Source organism: Pseudomonas putida (genome assembly GCF_005080685.1).
Classification (GTDB): Bacteria; Pseudomonadota; Gammaproteobacteria; order Pseudomonadales; family Pseudomonadaceae; genus Aquipseudomonas; species Aquipseudomonas putida_V.
This window is the reverse complement of record NZ_CP039371.1, coordinates 2,994,838-3,018,211: the sequence shown is the minus strand read 5'-3', so window position 1 is coordinate 3,018,211 and position 23,374 is coordinate 2,994,838. Positions and strand designations below refer to the sequence as shown.

22 protein-coding genes are annotated in these 23,374 nt (G+C 64.1%); 14 read left to right on the top strand and 8 right to left on the bottom strand.

Features of this window, described 5'->3' with window-relative positions:
* Positions 1 to 6 precede the first annotated feature (6 nt).
* Together E6B08_RS13910 and E6B08_RS13905 are read right to left on the bottom strand one after the other, a co-directional pair.
* On the bottom strand, positions 7 to 2,694 hold the full coding sequence (locus tag E6B08_RS13910; protein ID WP_136914550.1) for a beta-glucosidase: 2,688 nt from the start codon (positions 2,692 to 2,694) through the stop codon (positions 7 to 9).
* Positions 2,691 to 2,930 carry a hypothetical protein gene (locus E6B08_RS13905; protein WP_136914549.1) on the bottom strand — a complete coding sequence of 80 codons (240 nt, stop codon included), beginning with the start codon at positions 2,928 to 2,930 and terminating at the stop codon, positions 2,691 to 2,693. The genes E6B08_RS13910 and E6B08_RS13905 overlap by 4 nt, the downstream gene beginning before the upstream one ends.
* A gap of 487 nt (positions 2,931 to 3,417) precedes the next feature.
* Here E6B08_RS13905 and gspE point away from each other — a divergent pair, with 487 nt between their 5' ends.
* From gspE to gspD, 11 genes are read left to right on the top strand one after another with little or no spacing between them, the layout of a single operon-like run.
* Entirely contained in the window at positions 3,418 to 5,106 is a 1,689-nt protein-coding gene (gene gspE, locus E6B08_RS13900) for a type II secretion system ATPase GspE (protein ID WP_136914548.1), read from the top strand.
* Between the two features lies 1 nt (position 5,107).
* Positions 5,108 to 6,307 carry a type II secretion system F family protein gene (locus tag E6B08_RS13895; protein WP_136914547.1) on the top strand — a complete coding sequence of 400 codons (1,200 nt, stop codon included), beginning with the start codon at positions 5,108 to 5,110 and terminating at the stop codon, positions 6,305 to 6,307.
* Positions 6,308 to 6,317: 10 nt separating this feature from the next.
* Complete coding sequence (gspG, locus tag E6B08_RS13890; protein WP_136914546.1) at positions 6,318 to 6,740, top strand: type II secretion system major pseudopilin GspG; 423 nt, start codon at positions 6,318 to 6,320, stop codon at positions 6,738 to 6,740.
* A gap of 2 nt (positions 6,741 to 6,742) precedes the next feature.
* Entirely contained in the window at positions 6,743 to 7,177 is a 435-nt protein-coding gene (locus E6B08_RS13885; protein WP_136914545.1) for a GspH/FimT family pseudopilin, read from the top strand.
* Positions 7,174 to 7,536: a type II secretion system protein gene (locus E6B08_RS13880; protein ID WP_136914544.1), complete on the top strand. Its 363-nt coding sequence runs from the start codon at positions 7,174 to 7,176 to the stop codon at positions 7,534 to 7,536. The genes E6B08_RS13885 and E6B08_RS13880 overlap by 4 nt, the downstream gene beginning before the upstream one ends.
* A complete protein-coding gene (locus E6B08_RS13875) occupies positions 7,533 to 8,138 on the top strand; it encodes a prepilin-type N-terminal cleavage/methylation domain-containing protein (RefSeq protein WP_136914543.1) in 606 nt (201 codons plus the stop codon). Before E6B08_RS13880 ends, E6B08_RS13875 begins: the two co-directional genes overlap by 4 nt.
* Positions 8,135 to 8,851, top strand: a complete 717-nt coding sequence (locus tag E6B08_RS13870; RefSeq protein WP_136914542.1) for a general secretion pathway protein GspK — start codon at positions 8,135 to 8,137, stop codon at positions 8,849 to 8,851. Before E6B08_RS13875 ends, E6B08_RS13870 begins: the two co-directional genes overlap by 4 nt.
* Complete coding sequence (locus E6B08_RS13865; RefSeq protein ID WP_136914541.1) at positions 8,848 to 9,888, top strand: PilN domain-containing protein; 1,041 nt, start codon at positions 8,848 to 8,850, stop codon at positions 9,886 to 9,888. The genes E6B08_RS13870 and E6B08_RS13865 overlap by 4 nt, the downstream gene beginning before the upstream one ends.
* Positions 9,869 to 10,474: a type II secretion system protein GspM gene (gene gspM / locus E6B08_RS13860; protein ID WP_136914540.1), complete on the top strand. Its 606-nt coding sequence runs from the start codon at positions 9,869 to 9,871 to the stop codon at positions 10,472 to 10,474. The genes E6B08_RS13865 and gspM overlap by 20 nt, the downstream gene beginning before the upstream one ends.
* Positions 10,471 to 10,983 (top strand): general secretion pathway protein GspN, encoded by a 513-nt coding sequence (locus E6B08_RS13855; RefSeq protein ID WP_136914539.1) that lies wholly within the window; start codon positions 10,471 to 10,473, stop codon positions 10,981 to 10,983. The genes gspM and E6B08_RS13855 overlap by 4 nt, the downstream gene beginning before the upstream one ends.
* Entirely contained in the window at positions 10,980 to 13,202 is a 2,223-nt protein-coding gene (gene gspD / locus E6B08_RS13850) for a type II secretion system secretin GspD (RefSeq protein ID WP_136914538.1), read from the top strand. The genes E6B08_RS13855 and gspD overlap by 4 nt, the downstream gene beginning before the upstream one ends.
* Before the next feature lie 25 nt (positions 13,203 to 13,227).
* Here gspD and E6B08_RS13845 read toward each other — a convergent pair whose 3' ends face one another.
* Together E6B08_RS13845 and E6B08_RS13840 are read right to left on the bottom strand one after the other, a co-directional pair.
* Positions 13,228 to 13,956 (bottom strand): SDR family oxidoreductase, encoded by a 729-nt coding sequence (locus E6B08_RS13845; RefSeq protein ID WP_136914537.1) that lies wholly within the window; start codon positions 13,954 to 13,956, stop codon positions 13,228 to 13,230.
* Between the two features lie 141 nt (positions 13,957 to 14,097).
* Positions 14,098 to 15,096, bottom strand: a complete 999-nt coding sequence (locus tag E6B08_RS13840) for a LacI family DNA-binding transcriptional regulator (RefSeq protein WP_136914536.1) — start codon at positions 15,094 to 15,096, stop codon at positions 14,098 to 14,100.
* Between the two features lie 267 nt (positions 15,097 to 15,363).
* Between E6B08_RS13840 and E6B08_RS13835 the strand changes: the two genes are divergently transcribed.
* From E6B08_RS13835 to E6B08_RS13825, 3 genes are all read left to right on the top strand, one after another.
* Positions 15,364 to 16,968, top strand: coding sequence for an FGGY-family carbohydrate kinase (locus E6B08_RS13835; RefSeq protein ID WP_136914535.1), 1,605 nt, complete (start codon positions 15,364 to 15,366; stop codon positions 16,966 to 16,968).
* Positions 16,969 to 17,038: 70 nt separating this feature from the next.
* On the top strand, positions 17,039 to 17,890 hold the full coding sequence (locus E6B08_RS13830; protein ID WP_136914534.1) for a LysR family transcriptional regulator: 852 nt from the start codon (positions 17,039 to 17,041) through the stop codon (positions 17,888 to 17,890).
* Positions 17,891 to 17,989: 99 nt separating this feature from the next.
* Positions 17,990 to 18,985, top strand: coding sequence for an aldo/keto reductase (locus tag E6B08_RS13825; RefSeq protein ID WP_136914533.1), 996 nt, complete (start codon positions 17,990 to 17,992; stop codon positions 18,983 to 18,985).
* Between the two features lie 24 nt (positions 18,986 to 19,009).
* Here E6B08_RS13825 and E6B08_RS13820 read toward each other — a convergent pair whose 3' ends face one another.
* The 4 genes from E6B08_RS13820 to E6B08_RS13805 are packed head-to-tail and all read right to left on the bottom strand — an operon-like array spanning position 19,010 to position 23,261.
* On the bottom strand, positions 19,010 to 20,353 hold the full coding sequence (locus E6B08_RS13820; RefSeq protein ID WP_136914532.1) for an MFS transporter: 1,344 nt from the start codon (positions 20,351 to 20,353) through the stop codon (positions 19,010 to 19,012).
* 36 nt (positions 20,354 to 20,389) lie between these two features.
* Positions 20,390 to 20,719, bottom strand: coding sequence for an NIPSNAP family protein (locus E6B08_RS13815; RefSeq protein WP_136914531.1), 330 nt, complete (start codon positions 20,717 to 20,719; stop codon positions 20,390 to 20,392).
* Complete coding sequence (locus E6B08_RS13810) at positions 20,719 to 22,437, bottom strand: FAD-dependent oxidoreductase (RefSeq protein ID WP_136914530.1); 1,719 nt, start codon at positions 22,435 to 22,437, stop codon at positions 20,719 to 20,721. The genes E6B08_RS13815 and E6B08_RS13810 overlap by 1 nt, the downstream gene beginning before the upstream one ends.
* Positions 22,434 to 23,261, bottom strand: a complete 828-nt coding sequence (locus E6B08_RS13805) for an SDR family NAD(P)-dependent oxidoreductase (RefSeq protein WP_136914529.1) — start codon at positions 23,259 to 23,261, stop codon at positions 22,434 to 22,436. Before E6B08_RS13805 ends, E6B08_RS13810 begins: the two co-directional genes overlap by 4 nt.
* Positions 23,262 to 23,374: the final 113 nt, after the last annotated feature.

Here is a 23,374-nt window from a genome sequence, read left to right as displayed (position 1 = left end):
GATGCATCAATACGCCTGCGACTCGCTGACCTGCACTGCCGCTTGTAGCGGTGCCGGCAACGGGTTGCTGTCGCGCGTGGTGAGGTGCTGCGGCATCAGCGTGAGCAAGGTGCGCTGCAATGTCAGGTGCGCCGAGTCCGGCCCTACCCAGATCTTGAATTTGCCGGCGTCGACGTCCCAGCTGTCGGTGTTCTGCACGAAGTAGGCCAGCGACCGCGAGTCGATCGGCAAGCTCACGGTCTTGCTCTCACCCGGCTCGAGATAGACCTTGGTGAAGCCCTTGAGCTCCTTCTTCGGCCGCTCGGCCTGGGGATCGATCGGCTGCACATACAGCTGCGCCACTTCGAAGCCCGCTTTGTCCCCGGTGTTGGTCAGGGTGAACTTGACGTCCACGGTGTTGCCCGGCGTCAGCACGTTGCTCGACAGGGCCAGGTCCGAGTAGCCGAACGTGGTGTACGACAAGCCAAAGCCGAACGGGTACAGCGGCTTCGCATGCTGCTTGTCATACCCGCGGTAGCCAAGGTAGAGACCTTCGCTGTAGGTCATTTCGGTCAATGGATCGTCGCCACGATAGGCTGCCGGGTCCGGGTACGACGCATAGCTGGGGTTGTCCTCGATCCGCTTGTCGATGGTCACCGGCAACTTGCCCGAAGGATTGACCTTGCCATACAGGATCTCAGCCAACGCCTGACCACCCTGCTGCCCTGGGAACCACGCCTGCAAGCTGGCGCCGACCTTCTTCGCCCACGGCTGCATATTGGCGATGCCACCGCCATGCATGACCACGATGGTGTTCGGGTTGGCCTTGGTCACCTGGCTGATCAGCTCGGCCTGTTGGTCCGGCAGGTCGTAGCCATGGTCGGCGCCCTCGCCTTCGTTTTCATAATTGCTGCCGGTGGCGATGACCACGGCGTCGTAGCTGGCAATGTCCTTAGGTGGACGCAGCGCCGCCCAGCTCATCTGTACCCCGGCCAGCCCGCCCAGCGCTGGCGTGAAGTTGCCTTGCACGCGGCGGTACTCGAGCTTCACGGCGTACGATTTGCCCGCCGCCAGCGCGGCGGTCTTGCCGGAAGTGGTAAGGGCATTGACCACATCGGAGGAGTACGGCACGCCGTCGCTCTCCAGTACCAGCTTGTCGTCTACCCAAAGCTTGTAAGGGCCATCGGCGCGCACCTTGAACACCTGGGCACCGGACACCGTCGGCTTGATCGTCGCGCTGAAGCGGGCGGAGAACGCACCCGCCGTCGGGCTGAAGCCGGACACCACGGTCGAGCCGGTGTTGGTCTCGTTGGTACTGGTGGTCCAGTTCAGGTTGACCCCCGGCTCTACCCGGGTCAGGGTCGGCGACCCACTCAGCGTGCTGTTGCTGAAGTACTGCGCCTTGACCCCGGCGTTGCTCACCGCGCTCTTGTCCGAAGCAGGCTGGTACCAGACCGAGGTCTTCGGGTTCAGGCTCAGCGCGGACAGATAGGTGACGTTGCTGCTGCTCGATGCCAGTTGCTGCAGGCCGCTGAGTTCCGTGACATAGCTGTTTGGCGGCGAGTTGGCGGTGCCGAACGGCGATGCCGGTGGCTGGCTGGCCCAGTCACCGATCACCGCGACCTTGGCACTGCGCGCCAGTGGCAGCAGCGGCTTGCCAGCGGCGGTGTCGCTGTTGCGCAGCAACACGATGGACTCACGCGCCAGGTTCAACGCCGCCCGCTGGCCATACTCGGTGTGCTCCAGGGTCTGCGCGATGTTCTGATGCTCCTGGAAGTCGTAGCTGACCACTGCACGCAGGTTGCGCTTGACCTTGTCGTCGATCACGTTCTGGGTGAGCTGACCGCTCCACAAGTACGGCAGCAGGTTGGCCTCGGTGAATTGCAGGCCAGACGGCATGTCGATGTCGGTCCCGGCCCAGGCGCCCTTGAACGCGTCGTGGATAGCGTTGAAGTCGCTGATCACCATGCCCTGGTAACCCCATTCACCCTTGAGAATCTCGGTGATCAGGTGATGGTTCTCACAGGCGTAGTCACCGTTGACCTTGTTGAAGCCGCACATGATCGAAGCCACGTTGGCGTTCTTTACCATCGACTCGAAGCCAGGCAGATACAGTTCTCGCAGGGTGCGCTCATCGGCGATGACGTTCACCGCCTGGCGGTTGGCTTCCTGTTCGTTGGCCAGGTAGTGCTTGCCGCTGGCCTGGATGCCCTGGGCCTGGATGCCGTTGACCACGGCCGGTGCAAGCACGGCGCCGAGGAAGGGATCCTCACCGCTCATGTATTCGGCGGAACGCCCATTGTAGGGGGTGCGATACAGGTTCACCCCAGGCGAAAGCATCTGCTGCCCGCCCGATATTCGCGTCCCATAGCCGATGGCCAAGCCGAACTCCTTGGCCCGGTTGATGCTCCACGCGGCCGCCAGCGCCGACTGTGAAGGGTACTGCGCTCCGAACGTGGCGTTGTTGACGTGCACGCCCATCGACGAGTCATAGGCGACGGTACCCTGGATACCCCACTTGCTCAGCGAGGGGATCATGTGCCCATCGTTGACCCGGGTGAAATTGATTTTCTCCGAGGTGTTCATGTTGTCCAGGATGGAGCTGACGCGTGCCTCCACTTCGTTGCCGCTGCGCGGCGCGGCTGCCAGCGTCGCCGAGGCATGCATGGCACCCAGCGCCACCAGGCCCAACCCCAGGGTGTGCTTGAGCGTCATGGCCGGCTCTCCTGTTTCGGCGTGTCTTGGGTATCGACCGGGGTGTCGATCCAGTCGTTCGCCGTACTGCGGGCGTGCCCCACCTGGTCTGCCCCGGTCAAGCGGTCACGTTGAGCCTCAAGCTGGGCTCTTGGATTATCAGCCTGTTGGGCCGCGTCATCCAAAGAGCCAGCACTGACACTCAAATGAGTGGCAATGAGCGCCGCGCCGGCGAATGACAGCAATCGTCTATTCATCGAATAGTTCTCGAGTGAAGAAATATGAAATAGGTGATCGGCCCTGGGCCCAGGTCTGATCGGGGGCTAAGTCTGAGTGCTCGTCAAAAAAGTTCAAGTCCAACGGAGAATTGTCAGAGAGCACGGTCGAAATATTGGGAAAATACGAGTAAAAACAATTGCTAAACGAATATTTTGAAGATGAACAAAATCAAACTAACCCAGTAATTGTTGAATTAAATCCTTATAAACCATTTGTGAATGCGATTTTCTTGCTTTTTTTCATTGTTCATAGCAATTTCCAACCATCCACTAAACCTAGTTGCGACTAGGTTTAGTAATCTGCTAAGCTCTGGCAGCCCCGTAAAATACCCACAAAGAATTAGCCGATTTACCCTCTAAAACACTCTGTTGCACTAGAAAAGACAACGACGTATTCTCCAGCAACTCTTTACTTCAACAATGGCAGTGCGCCGCCAAATAGCCACTAATTGCAATAAGCCACCACATGAATATACAACTCCCCAGTGCTGACGATATATGTGAGTGGCTGTTGAAGGCGGGTGCGTTACAACCTGCAGACATACTAAGAGCCACTCGTTTGGGGGTGGCCCAGGGCATGGCGGATAACGAAAAACTTCGCACGCTTCTGCGTCTCGGTGCCGTAAAGGATGAGCAAATGGCAACCGCGTATTCACAGCTGCTGGCCACTCCACGGCTCACCGACGAGCCGGTGCAGCCGAGCGCGAGCACACCCGAACGGTTTGCCCGTCACTATGGCGTCATCGCATTGGGCGAGCAGGCTGGGCAATTGCGTGTGGCAGCCGCGGTGCCGCTGTCCGGTTATGCACTCGACGCCCTCGCCTATCAGGCGGGCAAGTCGCTGCAGGTGGTAGTGGCCACCGCCGAACAGGTTTCCACACTGATCGAACAGGCTCATGGCGATGGCCGTACGGCAATGGGCGCGCTGATCGAGGCGCTGGATGACGACACCGTTGCCGAAGGGGACATCGAGCATCTCAAGGACCTCGCTTCGGAGGCTCCGGTCATCCGGTTGGTCAACCTGATGCTGCAAAGGGCGGTAGCGCTGCGTGCGTCGGACATCCACGTCGAACCGTTCGAGAGCCAGTTGAAGGTGCGCTACCGCGTCGACGGCGTATTGATCGAAGGCGAGGCGCCACCCAGCGGATACGCGGCAGCGGTCATCTCGCGACTGAAGATCATGGCTCGCCTGGATATTGCCGAGCGGCGCCTCCCCCAGGACGGTCGGATCATGCTGCGTATCCAGGGGCATGAGCTGGACTTGCGGGTGTCCACGGTTCCGACCAGTTTCGGTGAGTCCGTGGTGATGCGGCTGCTCGACCGACAGAACGTCAGTTTCGATTTCGCCACCCTCGGTATCGACGGCCCGACCCTGCACGGAATACGCCAGCTGCTGGCGCGCCCCCATGGCATTTTCCTGGTCACCGGCCCGACCGGCTCGGGCAAGACAACCACCCTGTATACCGCACTGGCGGGCTTGAACACCGCGGAACGCAAGATCATCACGGTCGAAGATCCGGTCGAGTACCAGCTCACCGGCATCAACCAGATTCAGGTGAAGCCATCGATTGGCTTGGGTTTCGCCACGGCGTTGCGCTCGATCGTACGGCAGGATCCGGACGTGATCATGATCGGCGAGATGCGCGACCTGGAAACCTGCCGCATCGCCATCCAGTCGTCGCTCACCGGTCACCTGGTACTGTCCTCGCTGCACACCAACAGCGCCGCCGCCAGCATCACCCGGCTGCTGGACATGGGGGTCGAAGGCTACCTGCTGGCTTCGACCTTGCAAGGCGTGTTGGCCCAGCGACTGGTGCGGCGCCTCGACCCGGCCACACGGATCGCCTTCGAGGCACCCGCCGAACTCGTGCGGCGCCACCAACTGGCGCGGTTTACCGAGCAGCGTCCGATCATGCTCTATCGGGCCGACGAGCATGCCATCGGGGGCGGCTACCACGGACGCAGCGCAATCACCGAACTGCTGGTGATGGATGACGACCTGCGCAGCCTGCTGATGCGCCACGCGGACGCCACCAGCCTGGAAGCTGCGGCCCGCGCCAAGGGCCTGATCACCTTGCGCGAGGAGGGACTGCGCCAGGCGCTGGCCGGTATCACCTCATTGGAAGAAGTGCTACGCGTTACAGGGAGTGACTGATTTGCCGATCTTTACCTACCGTGCCCTGGACATCGAGCGGCGCGAGCAGCGCGGCGAGCTGGAAGCCGCCGACCGAGGTGGCGCTGCGCACCTGCTGCAGCAGCGCGGCTTGCTGGTGTTGCAGATCAAGCGCGGACGGCCCCTGCTACGCTGGAGCCGCGGGCATGGGCAGTTCACCCCTGTCGAGCTGATTACCTTTACCCAACAGCTGACCACGCTGGTCGGTGCCGGGCAGCCACTGGACAAGGCCCTGGCCACCCTGCTCAAGCATGTCCGCAGGCCGGCGGCGAAGGCGCTGCTCGAGCGTGTGCGCGACGATGTCAAAAGCGGCCAGTCGTTATCCCGCGCGCTGGAGCAGCACCCCGGCAGTTTTCCGGCGTTCTTCACCAGCCTGGTCCGCGCCGGCGAAGCTGCCGGGGTGCTCGAAGAGACCTTGACGCAACTGGCGGGCTATCTCGAGCGCAGCCACACGTTGCGCGGCGAAGTGATCAACGCGCTGATCTATCCCGGGTTCCTGGTCGCGGGCGTGATTGGATCGCTGGGCCTGTTGCTCGGCTATGTCGTGCCCCAGTTCGTGCCCATCTTCCAGGACCTGGGCGTGCCGATCCCGTGGGTGACCCGAGCGGTGCTGGGCCTGGGTGCGTTCACCGCCAACTGGGGCCTGGCCTGCCTGGCCGTACTGGTCGGCGGGCCATGCTTGTCGCTCGCCGCGCGCCGCCAGCCGCAGCGACGTATCGCCCAGGACTTGCGCCTGTGGCGTAGCCGCGTGGCAGGCCCCCTGCTCCAGCGCCTCGAAACCGCCCGCTTGGCACGCACCTTGGGCATCCTGCTGAGCAACAGCGTCACCCTGCTTGCGGCCCTGACCATCAGCCGCGACGTCAGTGCCAACCACGCACTGCGCAGGCATGTCGAGCGCGTCACCCAACAGGTCAAGCAAGGCGCCAGCCTCGCCCACGCCCTGGCGGACGAACCGATGCTGCCGGCGCTGGCCATTCAGATGATCGAGGTGGGCGAACACTCCGCCCGCCTCGGGCCAATGCTGCTCAAGGTCGCCGACATGTTCGACCTCGAAGCCAAACGCCTGATCGAGCGCCTGCTCGCCGCCCTGGTACCGACCCTGACCATCGTCATGGCGGTACTGGTCGCGGCGATCATGCTGGCGATCATGCTGCCGCTCATGAGCCTCACAAGTACCCTCTAGGAAACCTCCCATGCGTTCGCACCCTACCTCTCACGCCCGCCAAGCGGGTTTCACCCTGCTCGAAATGCTTGCAGTCATCGTACTGCTGGGGATAGTCGCGACCATTGTCGTGCGGCAGGTCGGCGGTAACGTCGACAAGGGCAAGTACGGCGCGGGCAAAGCGCAATTGGCCAGCCTCAGCATGAAAGTCGACAGCTACGCGCTGGATGTCGGCGCCCCACCTGCCAGCCTCGAACAGCTGCTGCACAAGCCGGCGGCGGCAGGCGCCTGGGCAGGCCCCTATGCCAAGCCATCCGACCTGCTCGACCCGTTCGGCCACCCCTTCGAATACCAGGCGCCCGGTAAGCACGGCTCCTTCGACCTGGTGTTTCTGGGCCAGGACGGCCGGCCCGGCGGCGAGGGCTACAACGCCGACGTGGGTAGCTGGCAGTAACCATGGCCCCTGCACGCGAGCGCGGCTTCACCTTGTTCGAACTGCTGGTGGTCATTGCCCTCCTGGCGGTGGCCCTGCCGCTGCTGGCGGTCGGCATTGGCCGTGGTTTGCAAGGCGCAAGCGAGCGCAGCGCGTTGAACGAGATGGTCGCCACCCTGCGCAGTGCCCGGGTCCAGGCCATTGCCAGCGGCGAGCCGGTACGCGCCACGTTCGACCTGGCGCAACGCCGTGCGATGATGCCGGGCCGTAAAGCCGTGCAATGGCCAGACGCCTTCACCGTCCGCCTGAACACCGCCCAGACGCTGGGCGCAGCATTCGAGTTCTACCCCGATGGCGCGGCCAGCGGTGGCAATATCCAGATCAGCCGTGATACGGCGCACTGGCGCATCGACGTCAACTGGCTCACAGGCAATGTCACCCTGAAGGCGCAGCCATGAACACGCAGCGTGGCTTCACCCTGCTGGAAATGCTCGCTGCCATCACCTTGATGGTGGTGGCCGCGTCGATCCTGCTGGGGGCGTTCGCCCAGAGCAGCCAGAGTCTGCGCCAGGTCGAGCGCAACGACCGGCACGCAACGGTGGCCCGCTCGCTGATGGACGACTTCGACCTCGCTACCCTGCAGCCAGGGCATACCAGCGGTAACTGGCAGGGCCTTGAGTGGCACCTCGATGTCTCACTGGACCAGGCCGTGCCTGGCCAGGTCGCGCTCTACCGACTGGACCTGACGCTGAACGAAGGGCGGCAGACCTCGCACTACAGCACCTTGCGTGCACGCACCGAGAGCAATGGCCCATGAGGCGCCAGGCTGGCTTTACCCTGCTCGAAGTACTGCTGGTGATCAGCTTGCTGGGGTTGCTGCTGGGACTGGTCGGTACCGCCTTGGTAGGTGCCAACCGCGTGGTGGCCAAGGCTGAGCGCTACAGCGGTACATTGGACCAGCGACGGGCCACGCAACGCTTCCTGCGCCAGGCGGTAGGCCAGATGTTGCCCCTGAGCGGCAGAAGCGCAAGCGGCGAACACACCGTCACCTTCGAGGGCCATGCCGACGCCATGACCTTCTATGCCCCGCTGCCCAGCTCGGTAGGGGGCGGCCTGCATCGCCAGCGCCTGCGACTGCGCGGCGAGCACCTCGAACTGCAATTGGCCGAGTTGAACGCCCAGCGCGTAGAGCCCTGGGGCACGCCACAGCGCTTGCTCGACGGCGTGCGCAGCCTGCGCCTGCACTATCGCGGCTACTCACCGCTGGGCAAGGCCACCGGCTGGCTGAGCGAATGGCCTTGGCCGGAGCGCCTGCCGCGTTCGGTACGCATCGATCTCGAGCAGGTCGGCGCCACGCCCTGGCCCACGTTGCAGGTCAACCTGCTACTGGACCTCAGCGGCGATGGTGGCCGGCCATGAAGCGGCTCCAGCGTGGCGCAGCTTTATTGCTGGTGCTGTGGGTGATCGGCCTGCTCAGCGTACTGCTGGGAGGCCTGGCGATGTCGGTGCAACTGCAGCAGCGCCAGGCAATCTGGCGCAGCAATCAGACCGACGCGGTGCTGACAGCCCAGGCGGGGCTGGAGCTGGCCGTGGTCAACCTATTGCGTGCCGGCCCATCAGGCTGGCTCGCCGATGGCCGCGAGCATGCCGTGCAGTTCAACCACAGCACGCTGCAGGTGAGTGTGATCAGCGAGCGCGGCAAGCTGGACCTCAATGCAGGATCCCTGCACCACCTCGAGAAACTGCTGCGCGCAGGCGGCGCTAGCAGCGAAGACGCGAAACGCGTAACCCAGGCTTTAAGGACGAGGCGTAACAAGGTACCTCTGCGAATGCTCGAAGAATATCGCCAGTTGCCCGGCATGACCTACGCCGTGTACCAGCGCACCCTGCCCTGGGTCACGATCTGGTCAGGCAACGCCGAACCGGACCCTGGCCTCGCTCCGCCCAGCCTGGCCCAAGTGCTCGGCCTGCCCAGACGGGCCGGGCCCGGCGCCGACGCTGGCAAGCTGGTCACCATCACCAGCATCGCCAGGCGGACCAATGGGTTGGGCGCCGAGCTCCAGGCCACCGTGGTCTTGCTACCGGGCTATGCCGGTGGCAAGCCCTATCGCGTACTCAGGTGGCGCGAATGAACGCCCTGTTCAAGCGCTGCGTCGTCGCCCTCGCCCGGCATCGCCTGTACTGGCGTGCACAGTGGCGCCGCAGCACGGCCCGACGTTGGTTGCATGCCTGGCTCGAAGAGTTGCTCGCCATGCTCCCTGCGACACTGGCTGGGCGACTGACCCGTCGCGATGCCAGCCAGTTGCTCGGCTGGCCATTACCCGATCACTGCCAGGCCTCCCGACCGGTGGTGCTGGTCCTGGCGGAGCACCAGGTGATGCGACAGCACCTGAGCCTGCCCCTCGCGGCAACACGCAACCTCGATGAGGTGCTGGCTTACGAAATCGACAAGTACACGCCCTACCCTGCAGACCAGGTGCACTTCGTTGCCCGAGTGGTGCACCGGCACGCGCCCCACGCCGACATCGAACTGGTGGCTGTCGCCCGCGCCGCTCTGGCCTCCATGCTGCAGGCCTGCCGCGCGCGGGGCCTGCAGCTGATCGCCATCGACGTGACCACGCGTGAGGACAAACGCCTGGGTATCGACCTGCTGCCTCAAGGCAGCGAAACCTGGCACCCCTCCCCTGGACGACTCGACCGCTGGCTTTGGCTTGGCTGCGTACTCAGCCTGGTGGCGCTGGCCGCTGCCTGCCTGGACCGGCGCCAAGCCACCGTCGCGGCCATGCAGCAAACGGTCAACGAGCAACGGCAAGCCGTGCGAGCGGTGCAACAGTTGCGCCAGACCCTGGACACCACAGTCGGCGCAACGCATTACCTGGCTGGGCTCAAGATCCAGCGTCCGACGCTGACCGCGCTGCTGGCCGACATCAGCGCTTGCCTGGGCAACGACACCTGGGTCGAGCGCCTGCAACTGGAAGACGGCGTGCACGTGACGCTGGCGGGCCAGAGTAGCCATGCCAGCGAACTGCTCAATGCCATGAAGGATTGCCACACCCTCGAACACGCCCGCTTCCAGGGTGTGATCCTGGCCGACAAGGCCACCGGTCACGATCGCTTTGTCATTTCCGCGCAACTGAAGGAGGCCGCGCATGCGCCCGCTCAACCTTAGAGAGCGTCGTATCGTGGCACTGGGCGTGCTGGGTCTGGTGCTGTGGGCCGCCTGGTACTTGCTGGTCGAAAGCCTGTTGCTCGCCCCCTTGCGCGAACTCGACGACCAAGCCGCTACCCTGCGCGAGCAGCAGCGTCACTACGCCAGCCTGATCGAGCAAGCGCCCCAACTCCAGGCCCAGCTCGAACGTAGCAAGGCCAGCGCCGCCAAGGGCAATAGCCTGCTGCCGGGCGACGACGCCAACGCAGCGGCCGCCGACCTGATGCAGTACGCCACCCGGCAGGTCGCCCGCCAGGCCGCGCTCGGCCCAGGCTGCGAGGTGACCCAACGCATGCCCGTGGCGCCGGGCGAACCAGGGGCAGCGCAGCCCGAGCCGTACCGCCAGGTGAAGGTGAGCCTCACGCTCAATTGCGCCATCGAGCCCTTGGCCGCCCTGCTGCACGCCCTGGAATACAGCCAACCGGCGCTGTTCGTCGACCAGTTGAGCGTGCGCCGCAGCGCGTCGGCGCCTGCCCATGGCAGTGCCGGGCGCCTGGACGTGCAGCTACTGATTCGCGGCTACATGCGTGGGCGAGGTGCCGAATGAAATTGACCGCCTCCAGCAAGCCACTCCTGGTGTGCAACATCGCCGCGCTCGCAGCCCTGGCCTGGGTCGCCTGGAGCCCCCTCGAGCCACACTGGCTGACGCATGCCGAGGCGCCTCGGTCCATTGACCTGGCGGCACCTGCGGTGATGCCCGAGCTAACGCAGGCGCTGCGCGCCGGCACCTGGACCCACCCGCTGTTCAGCCCCGACCGCCAGCCCGATCCACAGCGCCTCGGGGCCAAGGTGCCTGCGCTTTCCAACCTGACCCTGGTCGGGGTGATGATGGGCAGCGGCGTGCATTACATCTACCTGCACGAAGCCGGCAAGCCGGTCAGCAAGCTCGCCCTGGGCCAGACGCTGGACAACGGCTGGACCCTGACCCACCTCGACGGCACCAGCGCCACCTTCGCCCGCGACGGCAAGGTCCAGACCCTCGACCTGCCCCGGCTGCGCCTGGCACCGCCATCCAAGGTCCCCGCCCTCATTCTTCCGCGTACGACGACTCCATGACCAAGCACGTTCTTTTTCACGCCTCTCTCTTGCCGTTGCGCGCCCCCTTGCTGGGCCTGGGTGTTGCCATCAGCCTCGCTGGCTGCGCCCTCTCCGAGCAGCCCCTGCAGACCGACCCCAGCCTGATGCAGGAAGCCTTGGCGGGCGCGGACGCTCCCCCGCCGCTCACAGGCCTCAGCTCACCCGGCATGGCCACGAGCGAGCCGCCGTCGGCAAGCGTGCACACGGCGCCGACACGCTCTATCCGCCAGGGTAACCAGCATTTCGTACGCCCTACCCGCGCCCGCACGCCCGCGCAGGACACCGAACAAGGCGACATCGTCTTCAACTTCACCGACCAGCCTATCGAAGCGGTGATCAACAGCGTGATGGGCGACCTGCTGCACGAGAACTACAGCATCAGCGAGGGTGTGAAAGGCAGCGTCAGCTTCTCGACCTCCAAGCCCGTCAACAAGCAGCAAGCCCTGTCGATCCTGGAAACGCTGTTGTCCTGGACCGACAACGCGATGATCCGCCAGGGCGAGCGTTACGTCATTCTGCCCGCCAGCCAAGCCGTCGCCGGCAAGCTGGTGCCCGACACTGCGGTGCAACAGCCGCCTTCGGGCCTGTCGGCCAGGTTGTTCCCGCTGCGCTACATCGGCGCGAACGAAATGCGCAAGCTGTTGCAACCGTTCGTGCGCGAGAACGCCTTCCTGCTGGTCGACCCGGCCCGCAACGTAATCAGCCTGGCCGGTACGCCGCAGGAGCTCACCAACTATCAGGACACGATCGACACCTTCGATGTCGATTGGCTCAAGGGCATGTCGATTGGCGTCTACGGGCTGCAGCGGGCATCGGTGGCCGAGCTGATGCCGCAGCTGCAGAAGCTGTTCGGCCCCGACAGCGGCATGCCGTTGGCCGATATGGTCAGGTTCATGCCCAATGAGCGCACCAATTCGATCGTGGCGATCTCGGCGCAACCGGAGTACCTGCAGGAAGTGGGCGACTGGATCCGCACCATCGACGAAGGCGGTGGCAACGAGCCACAGCTCTACGTGTACGACGTGCGCAACATGAAGGCCGCCGACCTGGCCCGCTACCTGCGGCAGATCTATGGCTCGGGCAAGGTCGCGGATGACACCCCGGCCAAGGTCGCCCCTGGCTTGAAGACCACCAGCCTGACCTCGCTCAATGGCACCGGCAGTCAGTCCCTGACCACTGTCGGCAACCAGGAGCAGCACAGCGAGGCGTTCGACGAGCCATCCAGCGATGATCAAACGCAGGGTGCCACGGATGATACCGAAGGCAGCGCGGGCCAGAGCCTGGAAGCGACCGTGCGCATCACCGCGCAGAAAGGCAGCAACCAGTTGCTGGTACGCGCCAGACCAGCTCAATGGAAGGAGATCGAATCGGCGGTCAAGCGCCTGGACACGCCTCCGTTGCAGGTGCAGATCGAAACCCGCATCCTGGAGGTGAAGCTTACCGGTGACCTCGACCTTGGCGTGCAGTGGTACCTGGGCCGCCTGGCGGGCAACTCGACCAGCGATACCGTCGCCAACGAAAGTGGCAGCCAAGGCGCACTCGGCGCGGGCGGAGTCGCACTGGGCAGCAGCTCGCTGTTCTATTCGTTCGTCAGCAACAACCTGCAGGTGGCGCTACGCGCCCTGGAAACCCGCGGCCTGACCCAGGTGCTCTCGGCACCCTCGCTGGTGGTGCTGAACAACCAGCAGGCGCAGATCCAGGTCGGTGACAACGTGCCGATCAACCAGACCACGGTGAACACCAGCACCTCCGATACCACGCTGAGCAGTGTCGAGTACGTGCAGACGGGTGTCATTCTCGACGTGGTGCCGCGAATCAACCCAGGTGGCCTGGTGTACATGGATATCCAGCAACAGGTCAGCGATGCCGATGACAGTGCCGTCACCGACACCCAGCCCAATCCGCGAATCTCCAGTCGGGCGGTGTCGACCCAGGTGGCAGTGCAGAGTGGCCAGACGGTGTTGCTGGGCGGCTTGATCAAGCAGGACAACAGCAGTTCGCAAACCCGAGTGCCCTGGCTGTCGAGCATTCCAGGGCTGGGTTGGTTGTTCGGCAGCGACTCGAAGGGCCGCGACCGTACCGAACTGATCGTGCTGATCACCCCCAAGGTGGTGAACAACCCTGAGCAGGCGCGGCAGGTTACGGCGGAGTATCGCCAGCAGATGCAGTTGTTGAAGGCCCAGGAGGCCGGTGGCTAGTGCATCGCCCCCGGGCACTGCATCGTTACATGTCGAAAGCCGAAGGCAACACGACCATGTCGCGAATGGTCACATTGCGCGGGCGGGTCAACATGTACATCACTGCATCCGCCACTACCTCGGGTTCGATCAGGGTGCCATTGGCCTTCGCCTTGGCCAGGTTCTCCGCTGGCCAGTCCGCCAGCAAGGGGCTCACCACTGGGCCGGGCGACACGGCCCCGACTCGCACACCCTTGGTGTTCACCTGCCGCCGAAGCGTCTGCACGAAGCAATTGATTGCCCATTTCGACGCTGAATACACCGGCTCCCAGGACACGGGGAAATGTCCCGCCACCGACCCTGTCACCACAATGTCGCCGGTGCCTCGGTCGAGCATGTGCGGCAATACGTTGTGCACGTTCTTGATCACCGCGTTGACATTGAGGTTGAGCATGCGGTCGATGGCAGCCGGATCGGCGTCTACCACCTCGCCGCCGAGGTAGCAGCCGGCGTTGGCATAGAGAATGTCGAGCTTGCCCGCCCGCTCCAGAACCCCAGACAGCAATGTCGCGCAGCTGTCTGGATCGAGCAGGTCGATGTGCAACGGCACCGCTGCCTCGCCGAGGCGATCGCACGCCCGCGCCAGGGCAGCTTCGTCGCGGTCGACCAGCACCACGCAGGCGCCGGCGGCGAGCATCGCCTCGGTCGTCGCGAGGCCAATGCCGGATGCTGCGCCGGTTACCGCAGCTACTTTGCCAGCCAGTTCGTTAGCCATTCGATGTCTCCTCGGCCCGCCATGCGGGACGTTGATCTTGTTTTATGTGGAATGTTGACGTTTACATTTTGCGGGCGACCCTGCCCGAGCGAAAGCGACTTTATGGCCGCTTCGCTGTCAATGTCAACGTCAACATTTCCCTCAGGATTCGAGCCTGCCCTGCAGCACTCGGTCGGCGAGCAGCGCATCCGGATCGTCGATCTGGCGCCACAGCAGGTTGATCGCCTCCACCCCAAGCTGGGCGCTGCTGTGGCTCACGCAGGGAATAGGGTCACCGTAGATGCTGGCGTAATGGACATGGTCGATGCTGAACAGCGCGATGTCCGCCCGGCCCAGCCCCTGCTCACGCATCGCTTGCAGCGCGCCCAGGGTGATCAGCGCATTGAGCCCGAAAATCACATCGGGACGCTTGCACTGGCGCAAGTACTCGCCGACCGCGTCACAGGCCGGGGCCTGAGTGTAATCGCCATACAATACCTCCAGGGAAACCGGCTCGTTGCACGTCTGCAGTGCACGTCGAATGCCCTGCAGACGGCTCAGGGTGATGTGCGAATGCTCAGGGCCCGCCACCACCAGCAGGTGCCGATGCCCCTGCTCCAGCACAGCCAGGGCGCCTTGATAGCCGCTTTGCTCGTTGTCCAGGTAAACGCCGGCGAACGGCGCCCCGGCGAGCTTGCGGTCGATCTGTACCACCGGTATACCGGCCATTTCCAGTTTGCCGAGGTAATCGGGCTGATACCGCTCATCGTCCGAGACCGCCGATAGGAGGATGCCCGCCACCTGGTAGCTGAGCAGCGTGTCCACGGCCCGCGCTTCGAGCTCCGCCGAGCCATCGGTATCGAACAGCATCAAGGTGTAGTTGCGCTTCTTCGCCTCACGGGTGATGGCCTTGATGATCTCGCCGTAGAACGGGTTGTCCAGGCTCGCCGTCACCAGGCCGAGCAAGCGACTCTCGCGATTCTTCAGGTTGCGGGCGAAGGCATTGGGCACATAGTTCAGTTCGCGGGCCACCTTGAGAATCAGCGCCAGTGTCTCCTTCTTCACCTTCTCCGGCTGGTTGAGGGCACGGGAGACCGTGACCGTGGTCATGTTGACGCGTCGGGCGATGTCAGTGATGGTGGCTTTGCCTGCTGGCTTCATGGCGGCTCCTTCTCGCGCTGGCCTGGTCTTGCCTCGATTTTGCTGGCGTCGAAGGCCTAAAGCATGGTCGAAGATGGCATATTGTAATGGTAAAAGCGCTGTGCTAGCTTGCCGGAATGTTGACGTTGACAGCTGCCCGCTACTCGCCTGCAAGTGCCGCCCACTAGGCCACAGGCGTTTTTTTGAACCACAAAATGTTAACGTCTACATTCCTCCCGCCAACCGGGATTTCTACAACAACAACCAAGGCATGAGTGAGGAACCCCCATGACCTACGTGATCGGCGTCGATATCGGAACGCAAAGCACAAAAGCCCTGCTGACCTCGACCAAGGGCGCCATCCTGGCCCAGGCGTCGGTTGCCTATCAGGTCGAACAACCCTATCCACTCTGGGCCGAACAATGGCCTGATGTCTGGCTCGACGCCGTTCAGGCGACCATCGCCGAAGTGGTCGCGCAGAGTCATGTGCCGGCCAACGAGATCAAAGCCATCTGTGTCAGCAGCCTGTACGGCGGCTCGGGGATCCCGGTGGACGCCGACATCCGCCCGCTGCACCCTTGCCTGATCTGGATGGACCGCCGCGCCACTGCAGAAACCGAGTGGGTACGCCAGCACCTCGACCTGGAACAGCTGCAAGCCATCAGTGGCAACGGCGTCGACAGCTACCACGGCTTCACCAAGATGCTCTGGATCAAGCGCAACCAGCCCGAAGTCTGGGCCCGCACGCGCTACCTGCTGCCGCCCAACAGCTATGTGCACTATCACCTCACCGGTGAACTGGCCGTAGACCACAGCTCGGCCGGCAACATCGGCGGGGTCTACGACATTCATGCCCGTAGCTGGTCTATCCCGCTGATGGACGCACTGGGTATCGACCCGTCGCTGATGCCGCAACGGCTGGTCGACTCCAGCGAAATCGTGGGAGGTCTCACTGCCGAAGCCGCCACTCGCCTGGGCTTGGCCCCCGGCACCGCGGTGGTGGCGGGTGGGGTCGATGCCGCGATGGCAACCCTGGCTGCCGGCGTCATCGAGCCTGGCAACCATGTCGCGATGATGGGTACCAGCATGTGCTGGGGTTTCATCAACCACCAGACCGATGCCAAGCTCGGCCTGGTCAGCATGCCCTACGTGCACAAGCCTGCCGAAAACATCTACCTGTTCGGCGGTGCCATCGCCACGGGTGCGTCGGTGAGCTGGTTCCGTGACCAGTTCTGCGCCCAGGAGAAGCAGACCGCCGCACTGTCCCCCGGTGTCGAAGTGCATCAGCTGATGGAGCGCGAAGCCGCCAATACCCCAGCAGGCGCAGATGGCCTGGTGTTTCTCCCGTACCTGATGGGGGAGCGCAGCCCAGTGTGGGACGCCCAGGCATCCGGCGCCTATGTCGGGCTGTCGCTGTTCCACACCAAAGCCCACCTGTATCGCGCGGTACTCGAAGGCCTGGCATTCGCTTTGCGCCACAATATGGAACGTGGCCAACAGGCCGCGGTACATCTTGATTCCGAGTTGATCGTGGTCGGCGGCGCGGCAGCCTCGGACTTGTGGATGCAAATCATCGCGGACATCACTGGCTACCCGGTCATGACCATCGAGCAAGCGGTCGAAGCGCCACTGGGCGGTGCAATGCTGGCGGCTCTGGCCATCGGCGAAATCACCAGCCTGGCGCAAGTGCGGGACTGGCGCACCCTGTGCCCACGGGCCCAACCCAACCCAGCCAACAGGCACACCTACGATCGACTGTTCGAAATCTACTGCAATCTCTACCCAGCGCTGAAACCGAGCATGCATGGCCTGGCACAACTGCGCCAGGCACCGCCCCCCTCCACCGCCCCATCCTGCGCACCTGCCAAGGCCCCTTCCGCGATCGGCGCGTGATCCACGCCATGTCCGGCTGGCCGCCCGAGGTACCAACCAGTACCATGCCTGCGCATATCAGGGGCCAGCCATGTTCGATTGGGAAGATCTTCGTCACTTCAGCGCATTCACCCGCAGCGGTTCACTTTCGGCAGCCGCCAAGTTGCTGGGCGTGGACCATGCCACCGTCGCCCGGCGCATCGCCGCATTGGAAGCGGCGCTCAACCTCAAGTTGGTCGATCGCCGCCCCAGGGCCTATGAGTTGACCGAGCAAGGGCGCCGGGTAGCCGAACTTGCCGAGCAGATGACCCAAGGCTCCTTCGCCGTCGAGCATTTCGCCAGCGCAGGTCAACAAACAGTCGAAGGCGAGGTGGTGCTGTCGGCACCGCCGGCCCTGCTCGGCAGCATCATCGCCCGTCGCCTGGGCGACCTGTATCGGCGTTATCCGCAACTGCGCCTGCAGCTGGTGGGCAGCAAGTCGCGCGCTTCGCTGGCACGGCGCGAGGCGGACATCAGCGTGGCCTTGGCCAGGCCCAGCGAACCCACGCTGGTGGCCAGCCTGCTCGGACACCTCGACTACCGCCTTTACGCAGCCCCCGAGTACCTGCGTTGCGCCTGCACTCCACGCTACATCGGCTACGACGCCTCGCAGGCGAAATCACCGCAGCAGCAATGGTTGCTCGAGCAGATCGGCCACGCCCCGTTCGCCCTGCAAAGCAACGACCTGCGTATCCAGGCCCAGGCTGCCGCAGGCGGTATCGGCATCGCCTGCCTGCCGGCCTTCATGGCCCAGGAGCATGGCCTTGAAAGCATCGGCCCCGACGAGCAGTCGATGAGCATCGAGATCTGGCTGGCAGTGCACGAAGATGTGCGCAGCACGCCGCGCATCAAAGCTGTCACCGACTTTCTTACCCTGCAGGTAAAGCCGCTGCTGCGCTTGTGAATTTTTGCAGGTCATCCCTGCGCCAATACGGAATTTTCGCACCAAGTCCAGGCAGCTACGCTGTATCGATCGCTGAAACAGTCACTGAAGGAGACACCGATGCAATACGTCAAGCTGGGCAACACCGGCCTGGACATCTCGAAACTGTGCCTGGGCTGCATGACATTCGGTGAGCCGGACGCCGGCACCCACCCCTGGACCCTCGGCGAAGCGGACAGCCGACCGATCATCCGCCACGCGGTCGAGCAGGGCATCAATTTTTTCGACACCGCCAACAGCTACTCGGCCGGGACCTCGGAAATCATCCTCGGCAAATTGCTCAGGGAGTTCACCCGCCGTGACGAAACGGTGATCGCCACCAAGGTGTTCTACCCGGCCAACATGTGGGAAGGGAGCAACCGCCCCAACGAACAGGGGCTGTCGCGCAAGGCGATCATGACCGCCATCGACGCCAGCCTCACCCGCCTTGGCACCGACTATGTCGACCTGTACCAGATTCACCGCTGGGACTACCACACCCCCATCGAAGAGACCATGGAAGCCCTGCACGATGTGGTCAGGGCCGGCAAGGCCCGTTACATCGGGGCCTCGTCGATGTATGCCTGGCAATTCGCCAAGGCCCAGCAGATCGCCAGCAGCCATGGCTGGAGCCGCTTCGTATCGATGCAGAACTACCTCAACCTGCTCTACCGCGAGGAGGAACGCGAGATGATCCCGTTGTGCCTCGACCAGGGTGTCGGCCTGATGCCATGGAGCCCCATGGCCCGTGGCCGGCTGACCCGCCCGCACGGCCAGCAAACCGAGCGCACCCGTACCGACATCTCCGGCCGCTCGTTCTATGAAAAAACCGAAACCGAGGATGGCCGGGTGATCGATGTCGTCGAGCAGTTGGCCAAGGAGCGCGGCGTGCCGATGGCGCAGGTGGCACTGGCCTGGGTATTGGCCAAACGCGGCGTCTCTGCACCCATCGTCGGCGCCTCCAAGGCTGCCCAGCTTGACGATGCGATCGCCGCACTGGACCTGCAGTTGAGTGTCGAGGACATCGCCCGCCTCGAGGCCCCTTACGTGCCGCACGGCGTGACGGGTTTCAAGTGAAACCTGCCACCGCGTAGCGCCACCTCAAACCGTTTGCGCGGCGCTGCGCCGCGCAGCCTGGGCATGCCACCCCTGCAACAGCACCGCCAGGGCAGCCAGGCCGGCCGGGACCAACAAGGCGGCGAAAACCTGGTCGAAACGCCAACCCATCGCCAGCATCTGCGCCCCGGCAAAGGCGCTGAGAATCGCCCCGAAGCGACCGATCCCGCTCATCCAACTGGCCCCTGTGGCCCGGGCCTCAGTCGGATAGAACGCCGCCGCCAGGGCGTTCATGCCCACGCTGCCACCGTTCAGGCCAAAGCCCACCGCCCAGGCGATGGCGCACAGCCAGGCAAAATCACCCGCCACCTGGCCGATGGCGAACACCACTGCGCCGCTGAACAGGAAGGTCAGCATCAACACCCGTTGCGGATGCCAGCGATCCATCGCCCACCCCACCGCAATTGCCCCAACCGGCCCGCCGATCTGGAAGCAGGCGGTGACGATGGCCGCCTCGGAGACCGTGAAGCCACCGCCCTCCTTCACCAGCGTCGGCAACCAGCCACTGAACAGATACACCAGGAACAGCGCCAGCACGTAGCCGCTCCACAGCATCAACGTGCCGAAGCGATAGCGCGGCGACAGGATTGTGCCGATCGCACTGCCCTGGCTCGGCGCGCCGGCCGCCAGCACGAAGCGCGTGGCCGGTGTGCAAGCTCCGGGCGAAAGGCGTTCGACGATGGCGCGGATGCGCTGCGGCTCGGCGCCCTTGCTGACCAGGAACGTCACCGACTCTGGCAGGCGCCAGTACAGCAGCGGCAGCACCAGCAACGGCAACACCCCACCCAACGCCAATACGCTGCGCCAACCGAGGTTGGGGATCATCCAGGCGCTGACGAAACCTCCCGCAGCCGCACCCAGGGAAAACCCACAGAACGCCAAGGTGATCAATAACGAACGGCTACGCGCCGGAGCGTACTCACTGACCAGTGTGCTGGCATTGGGCATGGCGGCGCCGAGCCCGAGTCCGGTCAGGAAGCGCAACGCGACCAAGGTTTCCAGGTTGGGCGAAAACGCCGAGGCCAAGGTCCACAGGCCGAACAGCGCGACGCTGCCCAGCAACACTGCCTTGCGTCCATGGCGGTCGGCCAGAGGGCCAGCGATCAGCGCGCCCAGGGCCAGGCCGATCAACGCAGCGCTCAGTACCGGCCCCAGGCTTTGTGGGCCCAGGCCCCAGTCGCTTTTCAGTTGGGGCGCGATGAAGCCGATGATGGCCACGTCCAGCCCGTCCAGGGCAATGATAAGAAAGCCGAGGAAAACGACCCATTTCTGATAATGGCCGATCGGCTGCTGGTCGATCAGCTGACGCACGTCGAGGGTGTGGTTCATTGCCTGAGTCTCTTGTTGTTTTTATTGAGAACGCTGTCAGTGCTGGTCGAGGCTGCGCAGGTGCACCGGCTTGATGATCCGGGTTTCCTGGGCCACCACCAGGTCACGGGTGGCATGCAGGTAGGCGGCGAAGTCCGGGTCGGTATCGCGAGCGGCACTGCGGCGCTCGAAATCGTCCAGGCTGTCGTAGCCCCATAGATGCACCACTTGGTTGAGCGGGCCAATGCTGCTGACGTAGAACGCCAGCGGCGGGCCCAAATGACGCAGCAGGATCGGCATCGCCAGCTGGTCGAACGCTTCCAGGAAGGCCGCCATGCAGCGCGGGCGAATGGTATACACCCGGTGATCGACGATAGGCTTGTGCATCACGCCACCTCCCTTGCCTGGGCCGCGCTGTCCAGGCCCTGGTCGACGCCGGCCAGGTGGCGGCCGGTGATATAACCGAAGGTCATGATCGGCCCCAGGGTGATACCGGCGCCCGGGTAGTTGCCGCCCATGATGCTGGCCCGGTCGTTACCTACCGCGTACAGCCCATCGATGGCTTGCTGGTTGGCATCGAGCACTTCGCCGACCACGCTGGTGCGCAGGCCATCGAAGGTGCCCAGGTCGCCCATCACCACCTTGACCGCGTAGTAAGGCCCTTCGCCTATCGGTGCCACGCAGGGGTTCGGCTGCTGCGCAGGGTCGGCTAGATAGCGGTTGAAACGGGTCGAGCCACGGCCAAACTGCAGATCCTGGCCTTGGCGAGCGCCGAGGTTGTAGTCACGCACAGTCTGCTCGAGGCCCTGGGCATCGATGCCGGCATTGCGTGCCAGTTCCGCCAGGGTATCGCCCTTGAGCAGGTAACCATTGCGCAGCAGCGGCGACAACGGCATCGGCGCCGGCTTGGCATAGCCGAGCCCGTACTTGGCCAGGGTGCGGCGGTCGCAGACCAGCCACATGGCAGTTTCCTTGCTGTCGGCACAGGCCTCGATCATTGCGGCACCGACGTCGTGATAGGACTCGGACTCGTTGGTAAAACGCCGGCCTGAGCGCAGGACGCCGATGACGCCAGGCTTGTAGCGATCGAGCAGGTGCGGGAACGCCACCTCGCGTCCACCGCCCATTGGCACCTTGGACACCGGCATCCATGCGGCTGCGGCCTGCAGGCGGATATCGACCTTGGCGCCCAGCGCCTCGGCCATGCGCGCACCATCGCCGGTGTTGCTCGACGGCACGGGTGAAAAGTGCTCGCCGCCGCGGCGCAGATGCGGGTAAGCCTGTCGGATGCGTTGAAGGTCATGGGAAAACCCGCCACAGGCCAACACCACGCCCCGCCGTGCCTCGATGCGCAACTCCTGGCCGCCGTGACTGGCCAGCGCACCGCGCACACGGCCTTTGTCTTCCAGCAACTGTTTGGCCGGGGTACCGGTAAGCATCGGGATACCCAGGTCCTGCGCCGACTTGACCAACCGCGCCGCCAGGGCATTGCCGCTGGTGACCTGGGTGCCACGCCGATACAGCGCCAGCTCCTTGAGGTGGGTCAGCAGGCGTTTGGCCACGTAAACGAACGACGTCAGCGAGCGGGTGACGTTGAAGAAGTGCTTGAGGTCGGCGTTCGACGAGTTGAACATCATGCCGATGAAGGTGATGGTTTTCAGCGGCGGGCGCAGCCGCGCCATATCGGCGCCCAAGGCGCGGATGTCGAAGGGCGCGGCGAGGATCGAGCGCCCCCCATCGACGCCGCCCTCGACCTGCGGATGGTAATCGGGGTACAGGGTGGGCACGAAGCTTACGGCGGTCTCGCGCTGGAAGAACTCCACCATCTGCGGCCCATAGCGCAGGAATGCCTCGACACCGGCGTCGTCGTAGCAAGCCCCGGTTTCGTTGCGCAAATAGGTGCGTGCCGCCTCGGTCGTGTCGCCATTGCCCAGGGGGTTGCCTGGCACCCACAGCACACCGCCGGAAAACGCGGTGGTGCCGCCGAAGCAGTCGTCCTTCTCGATGACGATCACGTCCAGGCCGTGCTTTTTCGCCGTGATTGCGGTGGACAGCCCTCCGGCACCTGCGCCGATCACCAATACATCGCAAGTTCGCGTAGTCATGGGCGTACTCCCTCGAAGCCTGGACGGGGGATCAGCGCCATGGGCATGCTTTCCAAGCCGCCATCGACGGTGAGTTCGGCACCATTGATGTAGTCGGCGCGCGGGCTGGCCAGGAACAACACGGCCTCGGCGATATCCTGCGGCTCGCCGATGCGTCCATTGGCGGTCATGGCGCTGCGTTGGCGCTCGATGTTCGGGTCGGCATAGAACGCTGCCGAAAGCGGTGTACGAATCAGACCCGGGCATACCGTATTGCTGCGAATCCCACGTGGCCCCCACTCGACCGCAAGCTGGCGCGACAGCATGCTGACCCCGGCCTTGGCCGCGCTGTAGGCACCACTGTTCGGTTGGGGGTAGTGCGCGGCGATGGAGGCGACATGCACGACACGGCCCTGGCCGCGTTCGAGCATGCCACGGCCAAACGCCTGGGCGCACAGCAAGTAACCGCTGAGGTTAACCGCCAGCACCTGGTTCCACTGTTCCAGGCCGATGCTGTCGAGCGAACCAGGACGCAGCACGCTGGCATTATTCACCAGCACATCGCAGCGACCGTAGAGGGCCTGCACCTGTGCGGCGGCCTGCTCGACGCTGGCCGGATCGGCGATGTCGCAGGCCAACGCGCTGACCTCGCCGACGCTGTGCTCGGCCAAGGTAGCTGCCAGCTCCCGGCATTTGTCGATATCACGATCGAGCAACACCACATGGGCCTGCTGCTCGACCAAGGCGCGGGCCAGTGCCGCGCCGATGCCACCCGCGGCGCCGGTGACCACGCAGACAGCTGAATCCAGACCCAGCCAATGGGAGTTACTGTTGTTGTTATGCATACCGATCTCCAGAGTGTCGCTTCATCTGGCGAACAGCCTATGGCCACCGGCACGCCCGGCAGAATGGACAAAACCTGCAAGCGCGGCCACATTCTCGACAATTTCGCCCCTGC